This window comes from Gammaproteobacteria bacterium (assembly GCA_022340215.1).
Taxonomy (GTDB): Bacteria; Pseudomonadota; Gammaproteobacteria; order JAJDOJ01; family JAJDOJ01; genus JAJDOJ01.
This window is the reverse complement of record JAJDOJ010000057.1, coordinates 1-21,821: the sequence shown is the minus strand read 5'-3', so window position 1 is coordinate 21,821 and position 21,821 is coordinate 1. Positions and strand designations below refer to the sequence as shown.

The following is a 21,821-nucleotide window of genomic DNA, read 5'->3' as shown; positions in this document are numbered from 1 at the left end:
TGTATCCCAGCGTCGAAGTGTTTGTCTTCGCCAGGGAGGAAGCTGCCCGGGAATTCGCCCTGGAGCTCGGCGCCCACTGGGCCGGCGACACGGTTGATCGTGCCCCGCAGAAGCTGCACGCCGTCATCGATACCACGCCGGCATGGAAACCGGTCGTGGAGGCGCTCGCCAATCTTCGCCCGGGCGGACGGCTGGTGATCAACGCCATTCGTAAAGAAGACCGCGACAAGGGCTACCTACAGCGACTCAGCTACCACGATCACCTCTGGCTCGAGAAGGAAGTCAAGTCGGTGGCGAACGTGACACACCAGGATATCGCGGAATTCCTGCCGCTGGCTGCGACGATCCCGATCCATCCGGAGGTGCAGACCTATGCGCTGGAGGAAGCCAACCAGGCGCTGGCGGAGTTGAAACACGGCCGGATTCGGGGGGCGAAAGTGCTCGTCCTGAAATAGCCGCCAAAGAGGCGAGATCCGTTCCCTGAGTGTGCGGCGCTTCCGGTACGCGAACCCATGTTACGGAAAACCTGATCAAGCGGTGCGGCCGGGCTTGTCTCGCCGCGCATGGCGGGGAATAATCGCGTCATGGCCGCGCGCGCCCCTCGTCTCGGACAGTTCTCCTGGGCGCTCTACGACTGGGCGAACTCGGCGTTCTCGTCGGTGATCGTCACCTTCGTGTACGCGACGTATTTCAGCCAGGGCATCGCCGAAAACGAGGTCACCGGCACCGCGCAGTGGGGCTGGACGATGACCGCGAGCGGGATCGTCATCGCCCTCACCAGTCCGATCCTCGGGGCAATCGCCGATGCCGGCGGCCGGCGCAAGCCCTGGTTGTTCGTCTTCACGGTGGTCACCGTGATCGGCTGCTTCTTGCTGTGGTTCGGGCGCCCGACGCCCGAGGTCGCGCTGATGGTGCTGATCATCGCCGGGCTGACCAACGTCGCGTTCGAGATCGCTGGCGTGTTTTATAACGCCATGCTGCCCGAGCTGGTCCGCCGCGACTACATCGGACGCCTGTCGGGGTGGGCCTGGGGGCTCGGCTATGCCGGCGGTCTGGTCTGCCTGGTGATCACGCTGTTTGCGTTCGTCCAGGCCGAGCATCCTTTGTTCGGGCTCGATCAGCAGCAGGCCGAGGACGTGCGGATCTCCGGCCCCCTGGTGGGTCTGTGGCTGGCGGTGTTCAGCCTGCCGCTGTTCCTGTTCACGCCGGATCGGCCGAGCCGTCGTCTGCCCGCGGCCGCGGCGGTACGCGGCGGTCTCCGCGAGCTGCGGGAGACCTTTGGGCACTTTGGCCGCTACCGGCACATCGCGCGGTTCCTGATCGCGCGCATGATCTACACCGATGGCCTCAACACCCTGTTCGCCTTCGGCGGCATCTACGCCGCCGGCACCTTCGGCATGGCCATGGCCGAGGTGATCAAGTTCGGCATCCTGCTCAATGTTACCGCGGGGCTGGGCGCGCTCGCGTTTGGCTGGATCGACGACTGGCTGGGGGCAAAGCGTACGATTCTGATCGGGCTGGTGGGGCTGCTCGCCTGCGGCGGCGCGGCGGTCGTGGTGACCGAGCCGCTGCATTTTTGGATCGCCGGCGCGTTCCTTGGCATCTTCGTCGGTCCGACCCAGGCCGCGAGCCGCTCGCTCATGGGCCGGATCGCGCCGCCCGAACTACGCACCCAGATGTTCGGGCTGTACGCGCTGACCGGCAAGATCACCGCGTATCTGGGGCCGTTCCTCCTCGGCACCGTGACCTATTGGACCGGCAGCCAGCGCCTCGGCATCGCCACGATCCTGCTCTTCTTCCTGGTCGGCATGGTCCTGCTGTGGCCCCTCAAGGAGCCGGAGGCGAAGACCTCGACATAAAACGCACGGCCCCGTTCGCGGCTCGGCCGCGATACAGAGACAAGGCTGTGCCGTTGACAGGGGCCGACTAAATGGTGACCTTGACTATGTGCCGACCAGCGACGAGCGCCGGATAGTTCGCGACCTCAGAGCGCGTTACCGAATCGCTCCGCTTTCCCCTTGCGCGGGCGCAAGGGCCGTAACCCGGTTCGCCGGCGACGCGTCAAAGCCGCCGCCGAGGGCGAGGTGCAGATTGATGCGGTTCGTGCGCTGCAGGTTCCGGGTCTTGATGACCGCGCCTTGGATCGCGATCTCGTCCGCCTGGAGATTCGACACCCATAACAGGTCCCGGCTACCGGACTGGTACTGTATCGTCGCCAGGCGCACCGCCTCCTGACTGTTCGCAAGGGCGGAAACCTCAAAGGGCAGACGCTTGGCAATGAGCCGCTCGTTGGCCAGCGCGTCCTCGACCTCCTGGAAGGCGGCGAGCACCGCAGCGCCATAAGCGGCGACCGCCTGCGCCTGCTCCGCGGTCCGGATCTGGATCTTGGCCCGCAGCGCACCGCCTTCGTAGATCGGGATGGACATCCCGATCGATGCCGCGGCGAGCCAGGGGTTGAGCCGCAGCAGGGAGAGGACCTGGTCGCCGAGCCGCCCGCCCACGAGCGAGAGCGAGAAATCCGGCAGCAGGGCGAGACGCGCCGCCTCCTCCTGCCGGAACGCCGCGAGCACCTGCAGCTCGGCCGCGGCGAGGTCCGGCCGGCGCTCGAGCACAGACGCGGGCACCCCAGCGGCGACCGGCGGCGGCAAGGCAGGCAGCGACACCGCGGCCTCCAGCTCCGCGGCGGGGTAGCGGCCGAGCAGCACCTCCAGGGCCCGGCGCGCCTCGCCGTAGGCCGCACTCGAGGATTGCACCCCCGCCCGCGCCATGTCGAGCTTGGCGCTCGTGTCGGCGATGTTGAGATCGGAGTCCTTGCCAGCCGCCCGCCGGACCTTCACCAGCGCAAGCAGCTCGCCGTAGACCGTGACCGACTGCTCCGCGAGCGCCAGCAGCTGGCGCGTCTCACAGGCGAGATACCAGGCTTTCGCCACCGTGGCCGCCAGCGATTGACGGGCGTAGCTGTAATCGAGGGCGGTTGCGCTCGCCGTAGCCCCGACGGCGGCGCGCCGGGCACGCAGCCTGCCCCACACATCCGCTTCCCAGGCCACGCCGGCATAGGCGATGTCGCTGGTAGTGATACCGTCATGATCCTGGTCGTGGGTGAACCTCCCGCCGACCTGCGCACCCACCTGCGGCATCAGCGCGGCGCCCACGACCCGAACCGCCTGCTGCGCGATGCGCACGCTTTCGGCGGCCTGAGCAAGATCCCGGTTGTTCGCCATCGCCTCGGCCACCAGGGCATCGAGGGTGGGGTCGTTGAAGGTCTTGAGCCAGTCGTCCGCCACCGCACCTGTGGGCGCCCGGGCCTGCCAGGCAGGCGGGACGGCGGTGTCCTTCGGCAGGGCATCGCGCAGGATCTGCTCGTGTCCCGGCGGTGTGGAGAGTGCGCAGCCGGCAAGGGCGACGGCGGCGGCGACCGCGGTGGCGGCGCGCGGCACGCGCATCAGCCGGAGAACGGATAGACCCAGTTGAACCATGTGTAGACACGGATTCCGATCTTGCGCAGCCAGGCAAAGCCGCTGCCGGGGTTGGTGTAGATGGCCGCCCGTCCCTGGGTCCCGATCGGGAACTTGGCCTGATCGGGGTCGTCGAGCCGGATGACGACCGCGAACTGCCCCTGGGGCATGTCCGTGGGCACGTAGTTGAAGCTCGGGAGGGTCCCGCTCGGGAGCATCTGCCCGGAGCCACTGCCCCGCCAGATGGCCTCGACGGTGCCGGGCCAGATCTGGCCCGGATAAAGGTCGAGGGCGGCCTCCACCGGCTGCCCCGGCTTCACGTACTTGAGGTTCTCCTGAAAGTAGTTGGCGAGCAGGTAGCGGTCGGCGTCGCAGATGAAGGAGGCGATGGCGCCGAATCGCACCTCGCCCGCCACCATGCCCGGTCGCACCTGCAGGTTGATGATGTGCCCGTCCTCGGGCGCCACCATCAGCGTGTTGTCGAGGTAGAAGCGGGCGAGATCGAGCTCGGCCGCGATTTCCGCCACGGTGGTGTGCACGCCGTCGATCTCGGATTCGTACAGCAACCGCGCGCGCTTCTCGTCCGCCTCCGCCTCCAGGATGCCGGCCTCGGCGGCGGCGACCTGGGCGGCCCACTTCTGGGCATCTTCCTGTGGGCCTGCGCCCCGCTTCGCCAGGCCGGCGGAGAGCTTGCTCTGGTACTTGTCGTAAACGAGCTCGTCCTTTAGCTTGGCGACCTTGTGTACGGCGATCGCTACATCGGCCTCATCGACCAGCACTTCCTGCTTTGCCTTGGCGAGCTGCGCCTCGAGCTGCCGGACCTTGTACTCGTACGGGCGGCGGTCGAACTGAAACAGCGGCGTGCCCTTCTTGACGGGCACATTCTGCTCGACCAGGACCGCGGTGACGAGGGTCGGTTCCGATAGCCGCGGTATAAGCTGGATCGTGTGCTGGATCACCTTCGCATCCGTCGAGTAGGGCGCGACGAAGCGCAGCCCGATCATGAAGATGAGCAGCAGGTGCAGGCCGACGAAGACCGAAACGACACCCCAGGTGATGCTGAATTTCAGCCATTTAAAATAGAAGAAGACGAGCCAGACGAGGACGATGTAGCCGAATACGATGACGAAGCCGGCGAGCATATCGGTTGCGCCTCAGTCGGGCCTGCCGGCCGGCGGCGAGCCGGGTTCCCCCGCCTCCTTCGGTGGCGAGCTTGCCTGCGCGGATTCCTTCGGCGGGGCGCCGCGCAGACGGGCGATGTCCTCGGCGATGGCGCGTTGTTCTTCGCGCGGGAAACGGCGGATGTCGACCTTGTCGGTCGGCTTGTACGCCCAGATGAAGGCCTGCACCCAGGGATAGATCGTCGGCAGCAGGCCCGCATAGCCCAGCAACTTGACCGCTTCCGCCTCGGGGTGCTTGCGCGAGATCGCGATCCGGCCTGGCAGACCGGCGAGGAAGATCCAGAATGCGCCACCCGCGACCACCGTCAGGAACAGCGTGAGGAACGTCAGGTAGTCCCAGAGATTCAGTTCAAACCCAAGCATCTTGCGTTTCTCCTGTTGGGTAATTTAGCCTAGCAATGTTCGATCCCGATCATGAGGAGCTGGCCGCCTATGCGGGTCTCCCGATCATGACGGCCAAGCCGGTGATAATACCGGTCGCTACCGCAAGCAGGCTCATCAGCAGCAGCGAACGCTGGGCTTTTCGTGGTTCAGAAGTGCGATTTTCAGGAACTCTGGTCATGGCGAATCCAGGGTCCGTGCGCATGTCTTATCTGCCGCACTATTTGGCAGGCTCGCTCTCCACCTTTCCCTCGTCGATATTCACCGCTGCGCAGGTGCCGAAACCGAGTGGGCCGTTGTCCTCGTCAAGATGCGTGCGTTCGGTGAATTCCTCAGCGCGACCGAGACTTCGGAAGACGCGCGCTGGGGGCGACAGAACGCATCCGCACCCAACCCTCGCAACGTTCGGAGGAGGCGCTAGGACTGAGTCCTGAAATGCTCGCGCAGCTTGGTTTCCCGCGCCATTGTAGAGATTCGACCCGATCAGCACCATCCGCTCGCCTTTGAAGTCGTCCGCGGCTTCGTCGAGCGTGATCTCGAAGGTGAGCAGGAACGACGCTGAAGTGCCCTATGTTCCCTTCTCCCCTACTTCTCGCCTAGAAACCGATCTCGCAGGGCCTGCTGCCCGGCGGCGTCGATGCCCAGCCCTTCGGAGAAATATTTCTCGATCGTCCCGTAACGCTGACGCATCTCGTCGAACGATGCCTCCAGATACTCTGGCTTCACGCCGAAGACCGCGACGGCGATGTCGCGGTCGCCGCCGGCCGCGACGAACGCGTCGATCGTCTGTTTGAACTGCGGGAGGGTGTAGTCGTTGGTGCGCATGTAGTCCTCCATGACCTCGTCCTTCGGCACGTCGAGCAGCGTGAGCAGGGCGGCTGCGGCCCATCCGGTGCGGTCCTTGCCCGTCGTGCAATGGAAAACCGCCGGCAGTTTTTTCTCGTCGGCCAGGGACAGGAAGAGTGTGCGGTAGGACTGCCTTGCGCTCGGCAGCGATATGAACTCGCGGTAGCCCTCCATGAAAAGCGCCTCGATCTTCCCGCCGCCGAGCGCAGCGTTGGCCTTCTTGGGTTCGTGCAGCAGCTTTTCGAGCTCGGCCGGCGCCGCGGATTTGGCGTCCGCCAGCACGTTCAGCAGGTGGTACTTGACCCCGGGCGGCATCTCGTCGGGCTCTGCCTTGGCTTCGGCAGTAGTGCGAAGGTCGTAGTCGTTCTTCAGTCGCAGAACCTCCAGCTTCCTGTCGTCTTCGGCGGTCATCGGGTAGAAGGTGTCGGAGCGATAGGCCAGTTCGCGGGCGACGGTCGCGCCGTTGCGCGTCTCGTAGCCGCCCACGTCACGCAGGTTCGGCACGGGTGGAATATCCAGCGCGATTCCGAGGCTCTGGCCGGCGGCGAGGTGCGGCAGCGCGCCGGCAGGCGGCTGGGCGCGGCCCATGGGCATCAGCAGTACGCTGGCGGCGAACGCCATGAAAAAAGGCGCGCGTTGCATCGCGTGGATCTCCTCTGCTCGGATCTCGTTTCTGTACCGTTCGGGCGCTGAAACGGAGGGCGCTCCCTCGCGAGAGCAGCCCGCCGCATGGGTTTGTCGGGCCGTATCATCCCATTCGGACGCCCTGTGTCACGGCTGCAGCTCGATTTCACCTGGCTGCCAGGTCCTGTTGAACCAGGGCTCCAGGGGGCCGTAGAGCCGCAGGATGGTGAACCAGGTCTGGCCGGGAATGGTTTGCACCCAGTTGGGCTCCTTGCCGGGCGGCGGTTTGGGTCCGAAGTACACGTCCACGGAACCGTTGGCGTTGACCAGCAGATCCTTGTTCTGGCTGCTCACGCTGGGGAAGCGATCGTCCGTCTGGACCATCGAGCGTGTCTGGGTGCTGTAGACGATCACCGACCAGAAGTCCTTCACTGGAATATTCGGTGGCAGGTGCAGCTTGTAGTTCTTGCCGCCGTCCAGAGGGTGGTTGTTGGCGTCCAGTGCGCTCCAGGGGTAGATGGAACCCTCGCCGACGATCTTGGTGTCCATCGCTGGCGTCACCCCCGTGGCGAGAAAGAAGAAGAACGCGGCCGCATCGAGGTTCGCGACACCCGGCTGCCATTCGAACTTGTAGCCACCGAAAAAGGGCAGCCGCCAGTTGCTGTTCTTGAAATAATAGCCGGCACGATCTCGCATCCGATACGCGATGGTCCGCGCAGTTGCATCACCCAGGGCCGCGGCCTCGGTGAGGATCTTCTTCATGCGCGCGTCCGGAGCGAACGGCTTGCCCTTCTGGATACCGATGGAGGCCCAAAGCCCCAGGGTGGTCGGATCGACGGTATCGGTCGGTTCCGACTGCACGACCTGGTTGAGCATCTCCCAGAAACGATAGTCCGACGGCCCCACCATGTTGAACGGCTTGCTCGACATGTCGACGAACTTGAGCGGTGGGTGGGGTTTGTCCGCATCAGCGAGCGGATAGATTTTCGTGTATTTCTTGACCAGCTCCACGCCCGGCTTGGGATCCCCATCGACGAGAAAGCTGCGCCAGACGGGCCAGACGCTGTACGTTGAGCATCGCACGACGTGGTAACCGTTCGGCACCTCGCCCTTGTAACCCGGAGGCAGCAGGAGATACCTGCCGCCCTTGCCCTTGTCGGGCCCGGTGAAGCCGAGGTTTATGACGAAGTGGTACCACATGTCGTCGATCAAACCGAGCACCTTCGGGGGGACTTCGAGGACCAGTGGGCCGTCGTGAAGATCCACCCAGAACCAGCTGTAAACCGTATTGTCGTTCGCTGTTAGCTCGACGGTGCGGGAATCCACCAGCTGTTCCCAGATCGGCACGGTCTTGTTTGCCGGTCCCATCGACAGGATTGCGCTCTTGTTCGACAATTGATTGACCGGCGGCAAACCGAGCAAGTAGGCCTGTACGGCCCGCTGGAAGTCGAGGTTGTCGTAGAGCTTGTCGGTGGTGGCCTGATTCGGAACGCCGCTGTCGAATGTGAGCGTCCCCAGACGCGTCTCCACCCGGTCCGGGATTGCCACGCCCGTCGGCATCTCGGTCGAGTACTTGTATTGCGGGTCCGCAGGGGCACCCGTGAGCGGCCCCAGTCCAGTGAGGCCCTTCTGCAGAGACTTGCCGGTTACGGTCGTCCCCGCCGGGATGGCGAGGTGCTGGCCGACCTCGATCTTGTCCGAGGTGAGTGTGTTCCGCACCTGCAACGCTTCTACCGTCACGCCGAAGCGCTCGGAGATCTCGATGAGATCATCGCCTCTGGCCACCACGTAGGTGAACGTGGCGTCGTCGTATTCACCCTGCGCGTGGTGACGGGACCCCTGATCGGCGGCTATGGCGCTACCGAAGGTAAGACAACCGGCCAACAGGATGGCCGCTGGTGTAATGGTCGCAGCCGGCCGATGGGTTTCAGTGCGATGCATTGTCGTTCCCTTCTCGTTGAAGGTTCGATGTGGATTTACACGGCGAATCACGGCACAGGCCGCTCCATTGCGAGAGCGGCCTGCGCGGTTCACGGCCGACCCGAGGTTATTGGATGCCGAGGGCCGCCTTCTTCATGCCTTCTTCCAGCTTCTTGATGTCCTCTGGCGATAACTGCGGGCGGTCGATCCTGATCGTCAGCTTGTTGAACTTCGCTGTCAGCGGGAATGGCGGCAGGTAGTCCGCGTCGTTGATACCGGTGAGGGTATCCTGGCCAATGTCGAAGCTTTCATCCCACTCCAGGATAATGGGGATCGTCTTCTCCATCCGCTTCGTGTCGACCACCTTGCCGTCCACCTTCAGCGTGCCGGTACCGCCCCTGCCAACTCCCGAGAAGTCGTTGTACTCGAACGTGGCGAGTCCGAGGCCGTCATACTTGAAGTCAAACTCGATCGTGTGGCGGCCGGGCGAGAGCGCTTTCTGGCCTTCCCATTCGACCCAATCGAGATAGAGCAGATCCCAGACGAATTTTGGCTTGCCATCCAGCAGGTAGAAGCCCCAGCCTGCGAAACGTCCGCCCGAGGTTGCGATCATGCCCTCGGCACCACCTTCCGGCACGGTAATGTCCGCCGTGAGACTGTAGGAGGTGTTCAGCAGGTAGGGTGCATCGCCCTGAGGAACGCCGACCATCGGCCGTGTGTAGACCAGTTCGGTAAGGCCCGCCGTTAAGCTTGGTTTCGGGTCCGCGATTCTCTTGACTACCGTCGCATCCAGCGGGAAGACCTGATACTTCTTGGCTTCCTCGACGAACAGCTTCCGCATCTCTTTCACCTTTTCCGGATGCTCGGCAGCGATGTCGTCGACCTGGTTCCAACTCTTGCTCAGGTCGTAAAGCTGAAACACCTGGTTGTTGAGCGGATCGGGGTTGGGAATATCGAACGCATCCCAGGGCACTCGGTTGGGTTTGGTACTCAACACCCAGCCGTCGTGATAGATCGCCCATTGGCCCATCATCTCGAAGTACTGGGTCTTGTGCCGGGAAGGTTCCGTGGCGTTCTTCTTCGGGAAGGTGTAGGCGAAGCTCGTGCCCTCGATCGGCTTCTGCTTGATGCCATCCACGGATTTGGGCGCGGAGATACCGGTGACCTCGAGCAGTGTAGGCACGATGTCAATGTCATGGACGAACTGTTCGCGCAGGCCGCCCTTGTCCTTGATGACCTTCGGCCAGGAGATGACCATGTTCTGGTTGGTACCGCCGAACCGGGACGCGTTTTGCTTGAACCAGTCAAAGGGGGTGTCGAAGGCCCAGGACCAGCCAGCGGACATATGGTTATATGCATAGGGTGTGCCCCATGCCTCGTAGAACTTCATCTGCACATCTATCGAGGGGTGCAGGCCGTTGAAGAATGCGACCTCGCTGAACGTGCCCTTAGGTGCGCCTTCGGCGCTGGTGCCATTGTCGCCGTTCTGGTAGATGATGATCGTGTTGTCAAGCCTGCCTAGGTCCTCGAAGGCCTGCACTACCCGGCCAATCTCGTAGTCGTTGTAGGCCACGTAGGCGGCGAACACCTCGACCTGATGGATGAAGAGCTTCTTGGCCTCAGGCGTGAGCTCGTCCCAGGGCGTCAGCATGTCTTTCGGCCAGGGTGTCAGCTTCATACCCTTGGGTATAACACCGAGTTTCTGCTGGTTTTCGAAGATACGCTCGCGCAGCTTCTCGTAGCCATCGTCAAACAGGTGCATGGCGTGGATCTTGTCCACCCACTCTTTTGTAGGATGATGCGGCGCATGCGAAGAACCCGGCACGTACATCAGAAACAGCGGTTGTTTGGGATCGGTCTGGTGGATCCGGTACATCCAGTCGATGGCGTCGTCGGCCATCGCGGTAATCAGGTTCCAGGAGGGTTCCTCACCGGTGACCGGCCAGATCTCAGCTTTCGGATTCGACCGATCAAACTGCAGGTTGCCTTCATGTCCGAGCCAGGGGTAGATCTGGGTCGTGTTGCGGGACAGGTTCGGCGTCCACTGGTTCGTGTCCCCACCGACGAAACCGTAAAAGTAATCGAAGCCCATGCCGGTCGGCCACTGGTCAAAGGGACCCGCCTGGCTGGCCTCGTAGGCCGGTGTGTTGTGATCCTTGCCGAACCAGCTCGTTGCGTAACCGTTGTCACGCAGGATGCGGCCGATCGTCGCGTTGTCCACGCCGATAATGCTGTCGTAGCCGGGAAAGCCAGTGGCCTGTTCAGCAATCACGCCAAAACCGACCGAATGGTGGTTGCGTCCGGTCATGAGCGCAGCACGTGTCGGCGAGCACAGGGAGGTGGAGAATATTCGGTTGTAGCGCAGTCCGTTCTCCGCGATGCGGTCCATGGTCGGTGTCGGAATCACGCCACCGAAGGTGCTTGGGATACCGAAACCGGCATCGTCGGTCATGATCAACAGGATGTTTGGCGCTTCCTTGGGTGGCACCACGGTCGGTGCCCACCAGGGTTTGGATTGATCCCGGTTATCCTTGATCACGCCACCGAATTTCGGCTGGGGTGGGGGCAGTTGATTGCCCGGGATGGTCGTGGTGGCACTGGGCGAGCCCAGCTTTCCAGTGATCTCCACGGGGGTGGTGATTACCAGCGACTGGCCGACCTCGACCTCTGTCGAGGACAGCCCGTTCACCTTCTGCAGCTCCTTCACCGTGATTCCGAAGCGCTCGGCGATCTCGATGAGATCATCGCCTTTGGCCACCACATAGGTGGCCGTGGCGGCGTCGTACTGACCCTCCGCATGGTGGCGGGGACCCCTGTCGCCGGCTTCGGCCATGCCGACACCCAGGCCGAAGGCCAGGACCAGCACGGCAAGCCAGAAATGTCGCGTAAGTCCGTACGTAACAGATGGATGAATCACTCTCCTTACCTCCCTAGAAACTCGGTGTGGCGCCAGACATACGGTCTCACTTCCCAGACCCCCGGGGTGAGGAAAGGATCACGTCGGTCCCTCGATCCGAGCGCGCCAGTCCGGCGCAGATTCTCGCGCGCTCGTTGGCAGGCTGTCCAGCCTGCCTGTCCAGATTTTTTTGTGTCCGGGCGGGATGCCGGCGCGGGATGCCGGTTTCCAGACCCGTTAGGCGATTGCCGGAAAATGGCATACCAGATTGCGCCGGGTGAACTGCGAAGCAGTGAACGGCTTGGGCAGGAAGCCCAAGACCGGTGCCCAAGCAAAGCAGGGACAGCGCCGCGCCGGTATCGTTCGTCATCAAGGCGCGACATCAGGCGCATCGTCGAACGATGGAACGGCTGCCGCAACACAGAGGACGGACGAAAAGACAAGCTTCGATGGTATGTCATTCGACAGAAATTGCCTTAGTCACGTCGGTGGTGAACGTTTCTGTCAACCACCGAAACAATGGTCAGTATCCGCCTATAGCCCTCATCTTCGCGACCCCCTTCATCTGCTCGGCCGTCATTTCTGGCAGTACCGGTTTGAAGGTGATCTTGCTGATCCAGTAGGCTCTCTGTCACGGCATTGGTGTCGCGAGGCACGGGTCGTTTCCCTCGGGCGACCCGGTTCGGTCGTGCCGGAACCCTTCCTGAGCCATATTGGCGCAATATGTCGTTTTTTGACATTCCTTCCTTCGCCAAGCACCATTCGGATACCGCTCTTGGGTCCATCGCAAACCGGATCACCCTCGGAAAACGGCAGAGGGGTGACCGCGCGCGATGGCTGCGAGACCCGGTAAGGCGTCAACCTCGATCATCCATTAGCGCGCACCTGAGCTGACAACCTGTCCAGCGCCTGAGGCGTGTGGATATTCCCCCGAAAATCGTGAGGCCGTGAGGGGCGGATTATAGTCTTTGTCCTGGGTCGTGTGATTGTCTTTTCTCGACAAATTGAAGCCTCTCCATGGCCTCGAGGCGGAGTTCCGAGCGCTGGGCCCCGATGCGATACGCGAAATGAGACGCGAGCATAGGAGGTCCACGCAATGTAACGCGCGCTATTCTATATGGCGCTCGCCGCTGGCGCACTGCTGATGACTACGGCCAACGCCCAGGACTCCGCCGAACCGGCGGCGAGCGACGCTTCTGGCACGAAACCCCCGATGGACGAGCTTACCAGTCTCAAGCAGAACCCGGTGAGCGGCCTGAGGCGGGTGTCTTTCGATGCCGTCGTTGCCCCCGACGCGCCACCATCGGGGCAGACCGAAGGGGTTTATTCGCTTCAGGTGGTCTGGCCGTTTGCGTTGCCAACCCCCGATTACAAGCTCCTCACGTACTCGATTCTGCCCGTGCTCCAGCGGCCGGAATCGTCGAGCGGCGATACCACGGTGGGTCTGGGAAACATCCTGATCAACGTCTTCGTCGCTCCAACCAAATCCGACAGATTCCTAGTGTACGCCGGTGGCGGCCTCAACTCCCTCGGCGGCATCGCCATTGATGGCGAAGGCAACCTATGGGCGGATGACAACTTCCTGGTCGGCTCACAGTCCACGATCTACTCCGGTTTTGGCGGAGGCCTCTCAAAACTCGCGCCGAACGGCAAACCGCTTTCGCCGATGACCACCGGCTTTCGCGGCGGCGGCATCGACGGGCCGGGCTTCGGTATCGCCGTGTCCGCCGATGATAAAGCGATTGCCGGAAAATGACGTACCAGATTGCGCTGGGTGAACTGCGAAGCAGTGAACGGCTTGGGCAGGAAGCCCAAGACCGGTGCCCAAGCAAAGCAGGGACAGCGCCGCGCCGGGATCGTTCGTCATCAAGGCGCGACATCAGGCGCATAGTCGAGCTATGTCACTGTTGTCGCAACACAGAGGACGGACGAAAAGACAAGCAGGATGGTATGTCATTTGACAGAAATCGCCTTAGTACTTTGAGGAAGTCGACTCCACCGGCACAGGTGCCGTCGGACCCGCGCCATGCCGCCGTCACGCTACCTTCAGGTGAAAAACAGGACATGAAGAAGCACTTCTTGAACAAGGTCTTCGAGCCGAAGTCCGTCGCCATCGTCGGCGCCTCCGACCGGGAAGGTTCCGTCGGCGCCCACCTCCTGAACAACGTCTGCGACGGGGGGTTCCGCGGAGAGATCTACCCGGTCAACCCGAAGCACGAGCAATTGCGGGGGCTCAGAACCTACCCGTCAGTGAGTGGCATCGATCATCCGGTCGATCTCGTCCTCATAGCCATTCCCGCCGCGTCGATCCCGGAGGTGATGCGCCAGTGCGGGGAACATAGTGTGGGTGCGGCCATCGTCCTGTCGGGGGGGTTCTCCGAGATCGGGAAACGCGGCGCGGACCTGCAGGTCGCGGTCGTGGACATTGCCCGGACCTACAATGTCAGCCTGGTCGGGCCGAACTGTCTCGGAGTGATCCGTCCGAAGGTCGGGCTGAACGCCACATTCGCCAAGTGCGGGATCAAGCCCGGTCAGGTCGCCCTGGTAGCCCAGTCCGGGGCGCTGTGTACCGCCCTGCTGGACTGGGCCCAATCGGAAGGCTTCGGGTTCTCGATCGTCGCTTCTCTTGGGGCCACGGCCGATGTCGGCTTTGGTGACGTCCTCGACTATCTCGCCCAGGACCCGGAAACGAAGAGCATCCTGCTGTATGTGGAAGGCATCTCTCATGCCCGTTCGTTCATGAGCGGACTGCGCGTGGCGGCGAGACTGAAGCCCATCGTCGTGGTGAAATCGGGCCGGAACGAGACCGGTTTCCGGGCCGCGGTCTCGCACACCGGGGCGCTGGTGGGCAGTGACAATGTATTCGACGCTGCGGTGGTCCGTTCCGGCGCGGTCCGGGTCGATACAATCAACCAGCTTTTCGCCGCGGCCCGGACCCTGGCCTCGGACACTCGGGTCGAAGGGGGGCGTCTGGCGATCGTCACCAACGGTGGCGGGCCCGACGTGATGGCCGCGGACCGCGCCGCCGACCTTGGGGTGAAACTGGCGGCACTCTCCTCGAAGACCGTCGAGAAGCTCAGCGCGGTGCTGCCTGAGCACTGGTCGCACGCCGACCCCGTCGATATCCTGGGCGATGCCGACAGCGAACGATATCGGCTGGCCTGCGAGATCGTCATCGCCGACGAAAGCGTCGACGGTCTCCTGGTGCTGCTGACGCCGCAGGCCATGACCGACCCGACCGCCTGCGCCGAAGGGGTGATTACCGCGAAGAAATCGTCGAGCAAACCCGTGCTGGCCTGCTGGATGGGTCAGCGGCTGGTCAGTGAGGGCCGCTCGCGACTCGCCGCATCCGCGATTCCGCAATTCACCAGCCCGGAAGGCGGGGTCGATGCATTCGGTTATCTGGCCAGCTATCGACGCAATCAGAAGGCCCTGCTGCAGGCGCCAGCGCCCCTGTCGACAAACAAGGAACCCGATGTCGAGGGCGCGCGGCTCATCATCGAGCATGCCCTGGGTGAACGGCGCAAGGCACTGACCATTTGCGAAGCGAAGGCCGTTCTGCGGGCATTCCACATCCCCGTCTCACCTTGCACCGCTGTCAGCTCCGCCGCCGATGCTCTGGTCGCCGCGGAGAACGCCGGGCTGCCGGTCGCGATGAAGATCAACTCGCCGGACATCGCCCACAAGTCCGACGCGGGTGGTGTCCATCTGAACATCCGTGAGCCCCGTTCCGTGCGTGTGGCATACCGCGAGATGATGGACAAAGTCGCACGAAGGCGACCGGATGCCAGGATCTCCGGCGTGACCATCGAGCCTATGGTCGACCGGCCGCACGCACGGGAGGTCATGATCGGTATCGCGCGAGATCCGGCCTTCGGACCCGCCATCAGCTTCGGGGCCGGGGGGACGGCCGTCGAGGTGTTCGCCGACACCCAGGTCGCCCTGCCTCCCCTGAACGAATACCTCAGCATGGATCTGATCCAGCGGACCCGCATCGCGCGCTTCCTGGGGGAATTCCGGAATCTGCCGGCCGTGGACCTTTCCCAGGTCATCGATGTCCTGCAACGCGTCTCGGAGATCGCCTGTGAATTGCCCGAGGTCTGCGAGCTGGACATCAACCCCCTCCTTGCGGATGAAGACGGAGTCGTTGCCGTCGACGCGCGGATCATGGTCGGACGCCCGGAGGTCGGCGTCGGGCGTTATGGACACATGGCCGTTCACCCCTATCCATCCGAACTGAAGTCCTTCTGGCAGTTGCCCGACGGTACCGAGATCTCGATCCGGCCCATCCGGCCGGAGGACGCGGAAAAAGAGCAGAGCTTCGTGACCAACCTGTCGGCGGAGAGCCGGTACTTTCGGTTCATGCAGGGGCTGGATAAGTTGACCCCGCAGATGCTGGCGCGCTTCACGCAGATTGACTATGATCAGGAGATGGCCCTGATCGCGGTCTTCAAGGAAGGGACCCCCGAGGCGCAGATCCTGGGCGTCGTGCGTTATGTCCGCAACCCGGACCGGCAATCCTGCGAATTCGCCCTGACGGTCGCGGACGAATGGCAGAACATGGGGATCGGACGCCAGTTGATGCACCGGTTGATGACCGTCGCACGCGATCGCGGCATAGAGATCATGGAGGGTGAGGTGCTGGCCAACAACAGCAAGATGCTGAAACTCTGCGGCAGGTTGGATTTCCGTATCACGCATGACCCGCAGGATCCGGGTGTGGTGCAGGTCCGCCGTCACCTCTAGTTTGACCGGCCGGCTGGAATTGAAAATGTGGGACGAGAGATACCGTACCGAGGGATACGTCTACGGCGTTACAATCGGTCATCATGACCAGAATACTTGCGATCAATGGATCCTACCGCGACGACGGCATCACCGACCAGGCGGTTGACGCAGTGGTGGACGCCGCGCGGGCGGCCGGCGCCGAGGTCGAGGTGGTCCTGCTGCGGGATTACCCGATCGAATTCTGTCTCAATTGCCGGGAGTGCACCCAGCATCCCGGTGAGGCCCCAGGCGAGTGTGTACAGCACGACGGCATGCGGGACCTGGTGGACAAGATCGAAGGGGCCGATGCCTATGTCCTCGCCTCGCCCACCAACTTCAGCTCGGTGACCGCCATCTTCAAGCGCTTCATGGAGCGCCTGGTCGTCTACGCCTACTGGCCCTGGGACATGAACGCCCCGAAGTTCCGCAAGGCAGATACGCCCAAGAAACCCGCGTTGCTCGTTTCCTCCTGCGCCGCGCCGGGTGCGATGGGCCACTGGTTGTACGGTACCCGCAAACAGCTCGAGATGACGGCGAAGACCATCGGCGCCCGGCCAGTCGGTACGCTGTTCACCGGGTTGGTCTCCAAAGCCCCCCATCCGGAGCTTTCCGAAAGGGTTCGGTCCCGGGCCGCGTCACTGGCGATGAAACTGGTCCGGTCACCCTGAGGATTCCCGGGTTACTCGGCCAGTCCGGCCTTTTTCAGCCCGTCCAGAAAATGTTCGCGATCTTCCTGTGACTTGAACGGAAACGTCTCCTGCATGCGTTCCCATGAGAACCCCGGGTTCAGTGCCAGGACCTGATCGGCCTCCCACGCGGCATCGTCGAGTGCGCCGGTCTGGGCCAGTGCGGCGGCCTGCCAGACATGCAGTCGTTCCGAGGCGGGGTTGCTGGCGATTCCTTGTTCAAATGCGTCTACCGCCTCCGGGTAGCGGCGCAGGATGTAAAAGGCCTGCCCCAGGTGAAAGCTATAGTTGTAGGGGTGGTGCGGGTTGATCTGCATCGCCTCCTGGATACGCTTCAGACCTTCCTCCGGTCTCCCCGCGTAATAGAGCAGCGTGGCGAGCAGCACGTGGGCGTTGGCGTAGTTGGGGTCGTATTCGATCGCCTTCTCAGCCTCGACCAGGGCCTTGACGTAATCGCCGAGTTCGCGGTGCGCGAGTCCCTTGACGAAATAGGCCACCGGCAACGCCTTGCGTAGAGACGTCGCCTCATCCGCCAGTTCGTGCGCCTTTCGCAGCGAGGTCTCCCGGTCCTCGCTCCAGCCGTTCATGACGTCGAACGCATGGGTCCAGGCCTCCATCGCATAGGCCATGGCGAAATCCGGATCGTATTCTCTCGCTTTGCGAAAGTAGTCTCGCGCCTTGCGGTTCTCGTCCCGGTTGAGATACTGATAAAAGAGATGCCGCCCCAGCAGGAAGCTTTCATAGGCCGGCAGGCTGTTGGTCTGCGGGGGCTCGAGTTCCGGGGCGGAGCCTGGGCTCGTGTGCGCAGGCAGGGCGGCGACGATCTGCCCGGTGATTTCCTTCTGCAGGTCGAAGACCTCTCGGGTATCGCGGTCGAAAGTCTCGGCCCACACGTGTCGCCCGGTCTTCGCGTCGACGAGCTGGGTGTTGATCCGCACCCGGTCGCCCTCGCGGCGCACGCTGCCGTTCAAGATGTAGCGAACCCCGAGCCGCTCGGCGACGTCGCGGACATCGACCGGCTGATCCTTGTAGAGAAAGGTCGAGTCCCGGGCGATGACGAGCAGATCCGGGCGTTTGGCGAGGCCCGTGATCAGGTCGTCCGTGATACCGTCGGCGAAATAGTCCTGACTCGAATCGCCGCTAAGGCTGTCGAAGGGCAGCACGGCGATCGAGCGTTTCGCCCCGTCATCGGCAACGAGGTGCGCGTCTTCTTCCTTGGGCACAGACCACAGGAAGAAGGCGACGACTGCCAGTGCCGCCAGCGCCGCGATCGCAGCCACCTGGCCCCAGCGAACCTCCTTCGCGGGCACGGTGTCACCAACGGTGGATCGAACATGCCCCTCTGGCGCAACCAGCGGGTATACGGGCGCGACCAGTCGGTAGCCACGCTTGGAGAGCGTCTCGATGACGCGCGGTGCCTTCCGGTCGTCTTTGAAGGCCCGCCGCAGTTTCTGGATGGCGCCGGTGAGCGCCTCGTAGCTGACGACGGTGCCGGCCCAGAGGGTTTCCTCGAGCTCCTGTCGGCTGACCACCTCGCCCTGGTGCGACGCCAGGTAGACCAGCACCTCCATCACCCGCGGTTCCAGCTTGACCGACTCGCCATCCCGTGTGATCCGTCCGGATGCGCTGTCCACCGACCAGTCGCCGACGTGAAAAGCATCTCCCATCCGGGGAGACCCTAGACGTCCCGGATCGTCAGGCGCGTGGACGTCGGTCGACCGTCCTGATGTCACACCGTGGCCCAATCCAGTATCCGGTTGATTTTATTGCCAAATATAAACGACGCGAAATCGTCGTATTTCCTCCACAAGTTTAGCCCAACGCCCTGCTACGTATCGTCGTGAATTCGGAAGATGCGGCGCGACGGACAGGAAGGGTCGGTCTCGATCGGCCGAAAATGACGCGTTTCGCAACGGGACAGGAAGCCCGACCTTTCTCGTGGACATCGGGTGCGAGTTGAATCGCGATCAATGCTGGAGAAGTCGAGGTGGGGACGATGAACATGCGGAGTTGGCTGCTTGCTTTAGGCGATTGCCGGAAAATGACATACCAGATCGCGCCGGATTTTCTTTCGTCATCAAGACGCGACAACAGGCGCATCGTCGAACTATGGAACGGTTGTCGCAACACAGAGGACGGACGACAAAGACAAGCAGGATGGTATGTCATTTGACAGAAATCGCCTTAGGAGGCACCGGGTTTTCGGCACTGGTGCTGGCGACCTTCCTGAACACCGGGATCCGTGCGGAACATTCTGGTGAGATCATCCGATTCGGCGTTCTGCCCATCGATCGGCCCGAGGCCATGGCGGAGCGGTTCGGTCCGCTGATCGCTTATCTCGAGCGGGAGACGGGAAAGGATTTCGAGCTGGTCACCTGGCCGACCGGTTCGAAGTCGGGCGGCTACACCGCACCTCGACGCCGGGATGATGCAGCGGATCGAGGCCGCGCTGTTGGTCATGCACGAGAAGGATCCGCAGGCATTGAAGGCGATCGACCCCAAATACGATCGCTGGGTCTCGGTCGAGTGGGCCGCCTACGAGCCGGTGAAGCGGACCATCGATAAGGTTTATGGCAAGGGCTTCTACGCCCTGACGGACTGAGACGAGGCTGCCCGGAAGCGAGCCGAGACGAATCCGCGAATCGGCTGGGGTGTTCCGCACGTTTGCTGGCGGATGATCGGGTTCGGATTCCGATGGTGTCCGCTCGGTACGGCCCGAACTGGTCGTACTTCGGCCGGGAGTCCAGGCGGACATGCACCCATAGATTGCCGTTCTCTGTGTATTGCGGTCGTCGAGCCGTTCGACGCGTGCCTGCCACGTGCCCGATTTCGATTGCCGGTGCCTCCGGGATCCCGTGACGGGTATCTATGTTGCCGGACACCCCTTGGTGCGACTGTGCTGTCACCGAGCCGAAAGGGATGCGTCTATCCGGCCGCTGCCACCTGGTATGTGGTGTCGATCTCGAAGGGCCAGTCGCGAATACCCCCTTCGAGGGCGAAAACCTCGAAATGATTCTGGCAGAGTATCAGTGCAGCCACCGCGCTGCGGCTTCCACCATGACAACAGACGATGTACTTGCCGTCCTTGTGAAGTTCGTTCAATCGACTGCGCAGCTCGTACAGGGGAATCAGGGCCGCATTTGGGATGTGGCGTTCATCGTATTCCTCGGGATAGCGGACGTCCAGCAACCCGTAACCGCTCTTGAGCATGACGCGGGCGATTGGCGCAGAGACGGTCTTGATCAATGACTTGCCGATCAGTTCCTGAAAATCCGCTTTCTCCAGGACCAGCAGGTCGGTGTCTTCCGTGGCCTGCACGGTTTCACTGCGGGTGCCCCCCGAGATCAGGGCCTCGCAGCCAAAGGCGTCCCCTTCACCCAGTTTGGCGACCTCGTGGAGTCCATTGTCGTACAGGCCGACCTGGTACACGACAGCGGCACCCTTGCTGATCACATAGTAGGAATGCCCTTCCTCGCCCATTCTGACGATCTCTTCGCCGGCCTTCACCTGCAGGGTGCGCATCTTCCTGAACGCGATCTCGAGCACCTCGAGCGGGAGTCGGCGGAACACCAAAGCGTTACGTACCCTTTCGAGCCTGCGAAAGAGTTCGAGGTCGCTTTCTCCGAGCAGGTGCACGTAACCATCCCAGGATACCAGGTCATCGACCATCTCCCGGTCAGCGTGGCAGATAACCGCGTTTTCCCGTGCGACAAGGGTCGTGGTATCAGGTGCCGGAGGTAGCACGATCGGTCGATTCTGCGTTTGCTCGGGACCTTTGACGGTCCTGATGGATCCGACTTCGATGATCTCCACATGACCTTCGAGCAGGAACAGGTAGTCCCGGTCGGGACCGCCGCGGACCTGAAAGATCTCGCCCTCCCGCATCTCGATCAGACGCACGTTGTTCAGTACTTCGTGCAGTCGCTGCCGTGACAAGAGGGTGAACGGTTTATAAATTTTCGTGAGCTTATTCAGCACACGGTCCATCTTCACGCTGATCATGACGCTCCGTTTCCTGGCAAAAACGACAGTGAAATTAATCGACAGTAAGTGGGATAGGAGATTTGACTACGTGCGACCGGGCCTGGTCGCGAAGGCAGGCGAACTCTATTCGCAGTTTCGTCATCCGCCAGAACGGAAAGGATCGCGGATGACCCGGCAGATTGGAGCGGTTCCCAAGAGTATCCATATCCCAGCAAATCTATATGCTGCGGATATATAGCGCAATGAACTTTCGCAATTCCAGCGGTTTCCTGAACCACAATCGACCTTTGATCGGGAATTCTTTGCGCTCGGTCGCGCCCAAGGTCTAACAGGATATACAAAAACACTAATATATCAGATGTCAGAAATCGCCTTAGACTGAATCAAAGTAATGGAGTTGACATGGATAAGCTGTTCTGGACCGTAGCGATTGGTCTCTTCGGGTCTGCCTTGATCATGCTCTCAATCAAGGGTCACGATACAACGATTCTCGATGTCCGTTTCTGGTCGCTTTTCGTGATCGGGACCTTGAGCGCAATCCTTGGCAATTTCAGCATGGAATTGGCGCAACATCAGGCCTCCCGTTCCGACTGACCCGCTCGGCGGATCCGCATTCTTCAGCGCGAGTGGGCATGCGGATCCCGCAGAGGGAGTGTCTCCCCGGAATCGTTCTTGACCGGGTTCGTCGCCAGGAAATGCCCGGCTCGACCGAGAGTCCCCTTTCCATCCGGTGTACCGCAGCCAACGACTTCGGCCTGAGGTCACCGTTCTCTCCCCCCGTTCCCCACCCCGTCTCTTCGCTCCCATCACGGCCATACCGGCTGGCGCCCAGAATCTCGTTGCACCGCGGGAAGCCCCGAGCGCTAAGGCGATTTCTGTCAAATGACATACCATCCTGCTTGTCTTTTCGTCCGTCCTCTGTGTTGCGACAACAGTGACATAGTTAGACTATGCGCCTGATGTCGCGCCTTGATGACGAACGATCCCGGCGCGGCGCTGTCCCTGCTTTGCTTGGGCACCGGTCTTGGGCTTCCTGCCCAAGCCGTTCACTGCTTCGCAGCTCACCCGGCGCAATCTGGTA

At 62.3% G+C, this 21,821-nt stretch carries 16 protein-coding genes; 8 read left to right on the top strand and 8 right to left on the bottom strand.

The window, feature by feature from the left end; genetic code table 11:
* The coding region (locus LJE91_04265) for an alcohol dehydrogenase (protein ID MCG6867956.1) at positions 1-455 on the top strand (455 nt) is incomplete at its 5' end.
* A gap of 129 nt (positions 456-584) precedes the next feature.
* Positions 585-1,859: an MFS transporter gene (locus LJE91_04260; GenBank protein ID MCG6867955.1), complete on the top strand. Its 1,275-nt coding sequence runs from the start codon at positions 585-587 to the stop codon at positions 1,857-1,859.
* Positions 1,860-1,994: 135 nt separating this feature from the next.
* Here the strand turns inward: LJE91_04260 and LJE91_04255 are convergent, their stop codons facing one another.
* The 6 genes from LJE91_04255 to LJE91_04230 all read right to left on the bottom strand — a co-directional run bounded on the left by LJE91_04255 (position 1,995) and on the right by LJE91_04230 (position 11,324).
* Positions 1,995-3,476 carry a TolC family protein gene (locus tag LJE91_04255; GenBank protein MCG6867954.1) on the bottom strand — a complete coding sequence of 494 codons (1,482 nt, stop codon included), beginning with the start codon at positions 3,474-3,476 and terminating at the stop codon, positions 1,995-1,997.
* Complete coding sequence (locus LJE91_04250) at positions 3,443-4,597, bottom strand: biotin/lipoyl-binding protein (protein ID MCG6867953.1); 1,155 nt, start codon at positions 4,595-4,597, stop codon at positions 3,443-3,445. Before LJE91_04250 ends, LJE91_04255 begins: the two co-directional genes overlap by 34 nt.
* 12 nt (positions 4,598-4,609) lie before the next feature.
* Positions 4,610-4,999 (bottom strand): DUF3302 domain-containing protein, encoded by a 390-nt coding sequence (locus LJE91_04245; protein ID MCG6867952.1) that lies wholly within the window; start codon positions 4,997-4,999, stop codon positions 4,610-4,612.
* A gap of 603 nt (positions 5,000-5,602) precedes the next feature.
* Positions 5,603-6,505 (bottom strand): tyrosine-protein phosphatase, encoded by a 903-nt coding sequence (locus LJE91_04240; protein ID MCG6867951.1) that lies wholly within the window; start codon positions 6,503-6,505, stop codon positions 5,603-5,605.
* Positions 6,506-6,634: 129 nt separating this feature from the next.
* Positions 6,635-8,428 carry a DUF1214 domain-containing protein gene (locus LJE91_04235; GenBank protein MCG6867950.1) on the bottom strand — a complete coding sequence of 598 codons (1,794 nt, stop codon included), beginning with the start codon at positions 8,426-8,428 and terminating at the stop codon, positions 6,635-6,637.
* A 106-nt stretch (positions 8,429-8,534) separates the two neighbouring features.
* Complete coding sequence (locus tag LJE91_04230; protein ID MCG6867949.1) at positions 8,535-11,324, bottom strand: sulfatase-like hydrolase/transferase; 2,790 nt, start codon at positions 11,322-11,324, stop codon at positions 8,535-8,537.
* A 302-nt stretch (positions 11,325-11,626) separates the two neighbouring features.
* Here LJE91_04230 and LJE91_04225 point away from each other — a divergent pair, with 302 nt between their 5' ends.
* The 4 genes from LJE91_04225 to LJE91_04210 all read left to right on the top strand — a co-directional run bounded on the left by LJE91_04225 (position 11,627) and on the right by LJE91_04210 (position 16,738).
* The gene (locus tag LJE91_04225) at positions 11,627-11,926 is read left to right on the top strand and encodes a hypothetical protein (protein ID MCG6867948.1); all 300 of its coding nucleotides are present in this window, start codon (positions 11,627-11,629) and stop codon (positions 11,924-11,926) included.
* A 494-nt stretch (positions 11,927-12,420) separates the two neighbouring features.
* The gene (locus tag LJE91_04220) at positions 12,421-13,059 is read left to right on the top strand and encodes a hypothetical protein (protein ID MCG6867947.1); all 639 of its coding nucleotides are present in this window, start codon (positions 12,421-12,423) and stop codon (positions 13,057-13,059) included.
* A 308-nt stretch (positions 13,060-13,367) separates the two neighbouring features.
* A complete protein-coding gene (locus LJE91_04215) occupies positions 13,368-16,049 on the top strand; it encodes a bifunctional acetate--CoA ligase family protein/GNAT family N-acetyltransferase (protein ID MCG6867946.1) in 2,682 nt (893 codons plus the stop codon).
* 83 nt (positions 16,050-16,132) lie between these two features.
* Positions 16,133-16,738 (top strand): flavodoxin family protein, encoded by a 606-nt coding sequence (locus tag LJE91_04210; protein MCG6867945.1) that lies wholly within the window; start codon positions 16,133-16,135, stop codon positions 16,736-16,738.
* A gap of 11 nt (positions 16,739-16,749) precedes the next feature.
* Here the strand turns inward: LJE91_04210 and LJE91_04205 are convergent, their stop codons facing one another.
* Positions 16,750-18,423 carry a winged helix-turn-helix domain-containing tetratricopeptide repeat protein gene (locus tag LJE91_04205; protein ID MCG6867944.1) on the bottom strand — a complete coding sequence of 558 codons (1,674 nt, stop codon included), beginning with the start codon at positions 18,421-18,423 and terminating at the stop codon, positions 16,750-16,752.
* 758 nt (positions 18,424-19,181) lie between these two features.
* Here LJE91_04205 and LJE91_04200 point away from each other — a divergent pair.
* Positions 19,182-19,358 carry a hypothetical protein gene (locus tag LJE91_04200; GenBank protein ID MCG6867943.1) on the top strand — a complete coding sequence of 59 codons (177 nt, stop codon included), beginning with the start codon at positions 19,182-19,184 and terminating at the stop codon, positions 19,356-19,358.
* Positions 19,359-19,681: 323 nt separating this feature from the next.
* Here the strand turns inward: LJE91_04200 and LJE91_04195 are convergent, their stop codons facing one another.
* Complete coding sequence (locus LJE91_04195; GenBank protein MCG6867942.1) at positions 19,682-20,758, bottom strand: cyclic nucleotide-binding domain-containing protein; 1,077 nt, start codon at positions 20,756-20,758, stop codon at positions 19,682-19,684.
* 384 nt (positions 20,759-21,142) lie between these two features.
* Between LJE91_04195 and LJE91_04190 the strand changes: the two genes are divergently transcribed.
* Positions 21,143-21,334 carry a hypothetical protein gene (locus LJE91_04190; GenBank protein ID MCG6867941.1) on the top strand — a complete coding sequence of 64 codons (192 nt, stop codon included), beginning with the start codon at positions 21,143-21,145 and terminating at the stop codon, positions 21,332-21,334.
* Positions 21,335-21,821 lie beyond the last annotated feature (487 nt).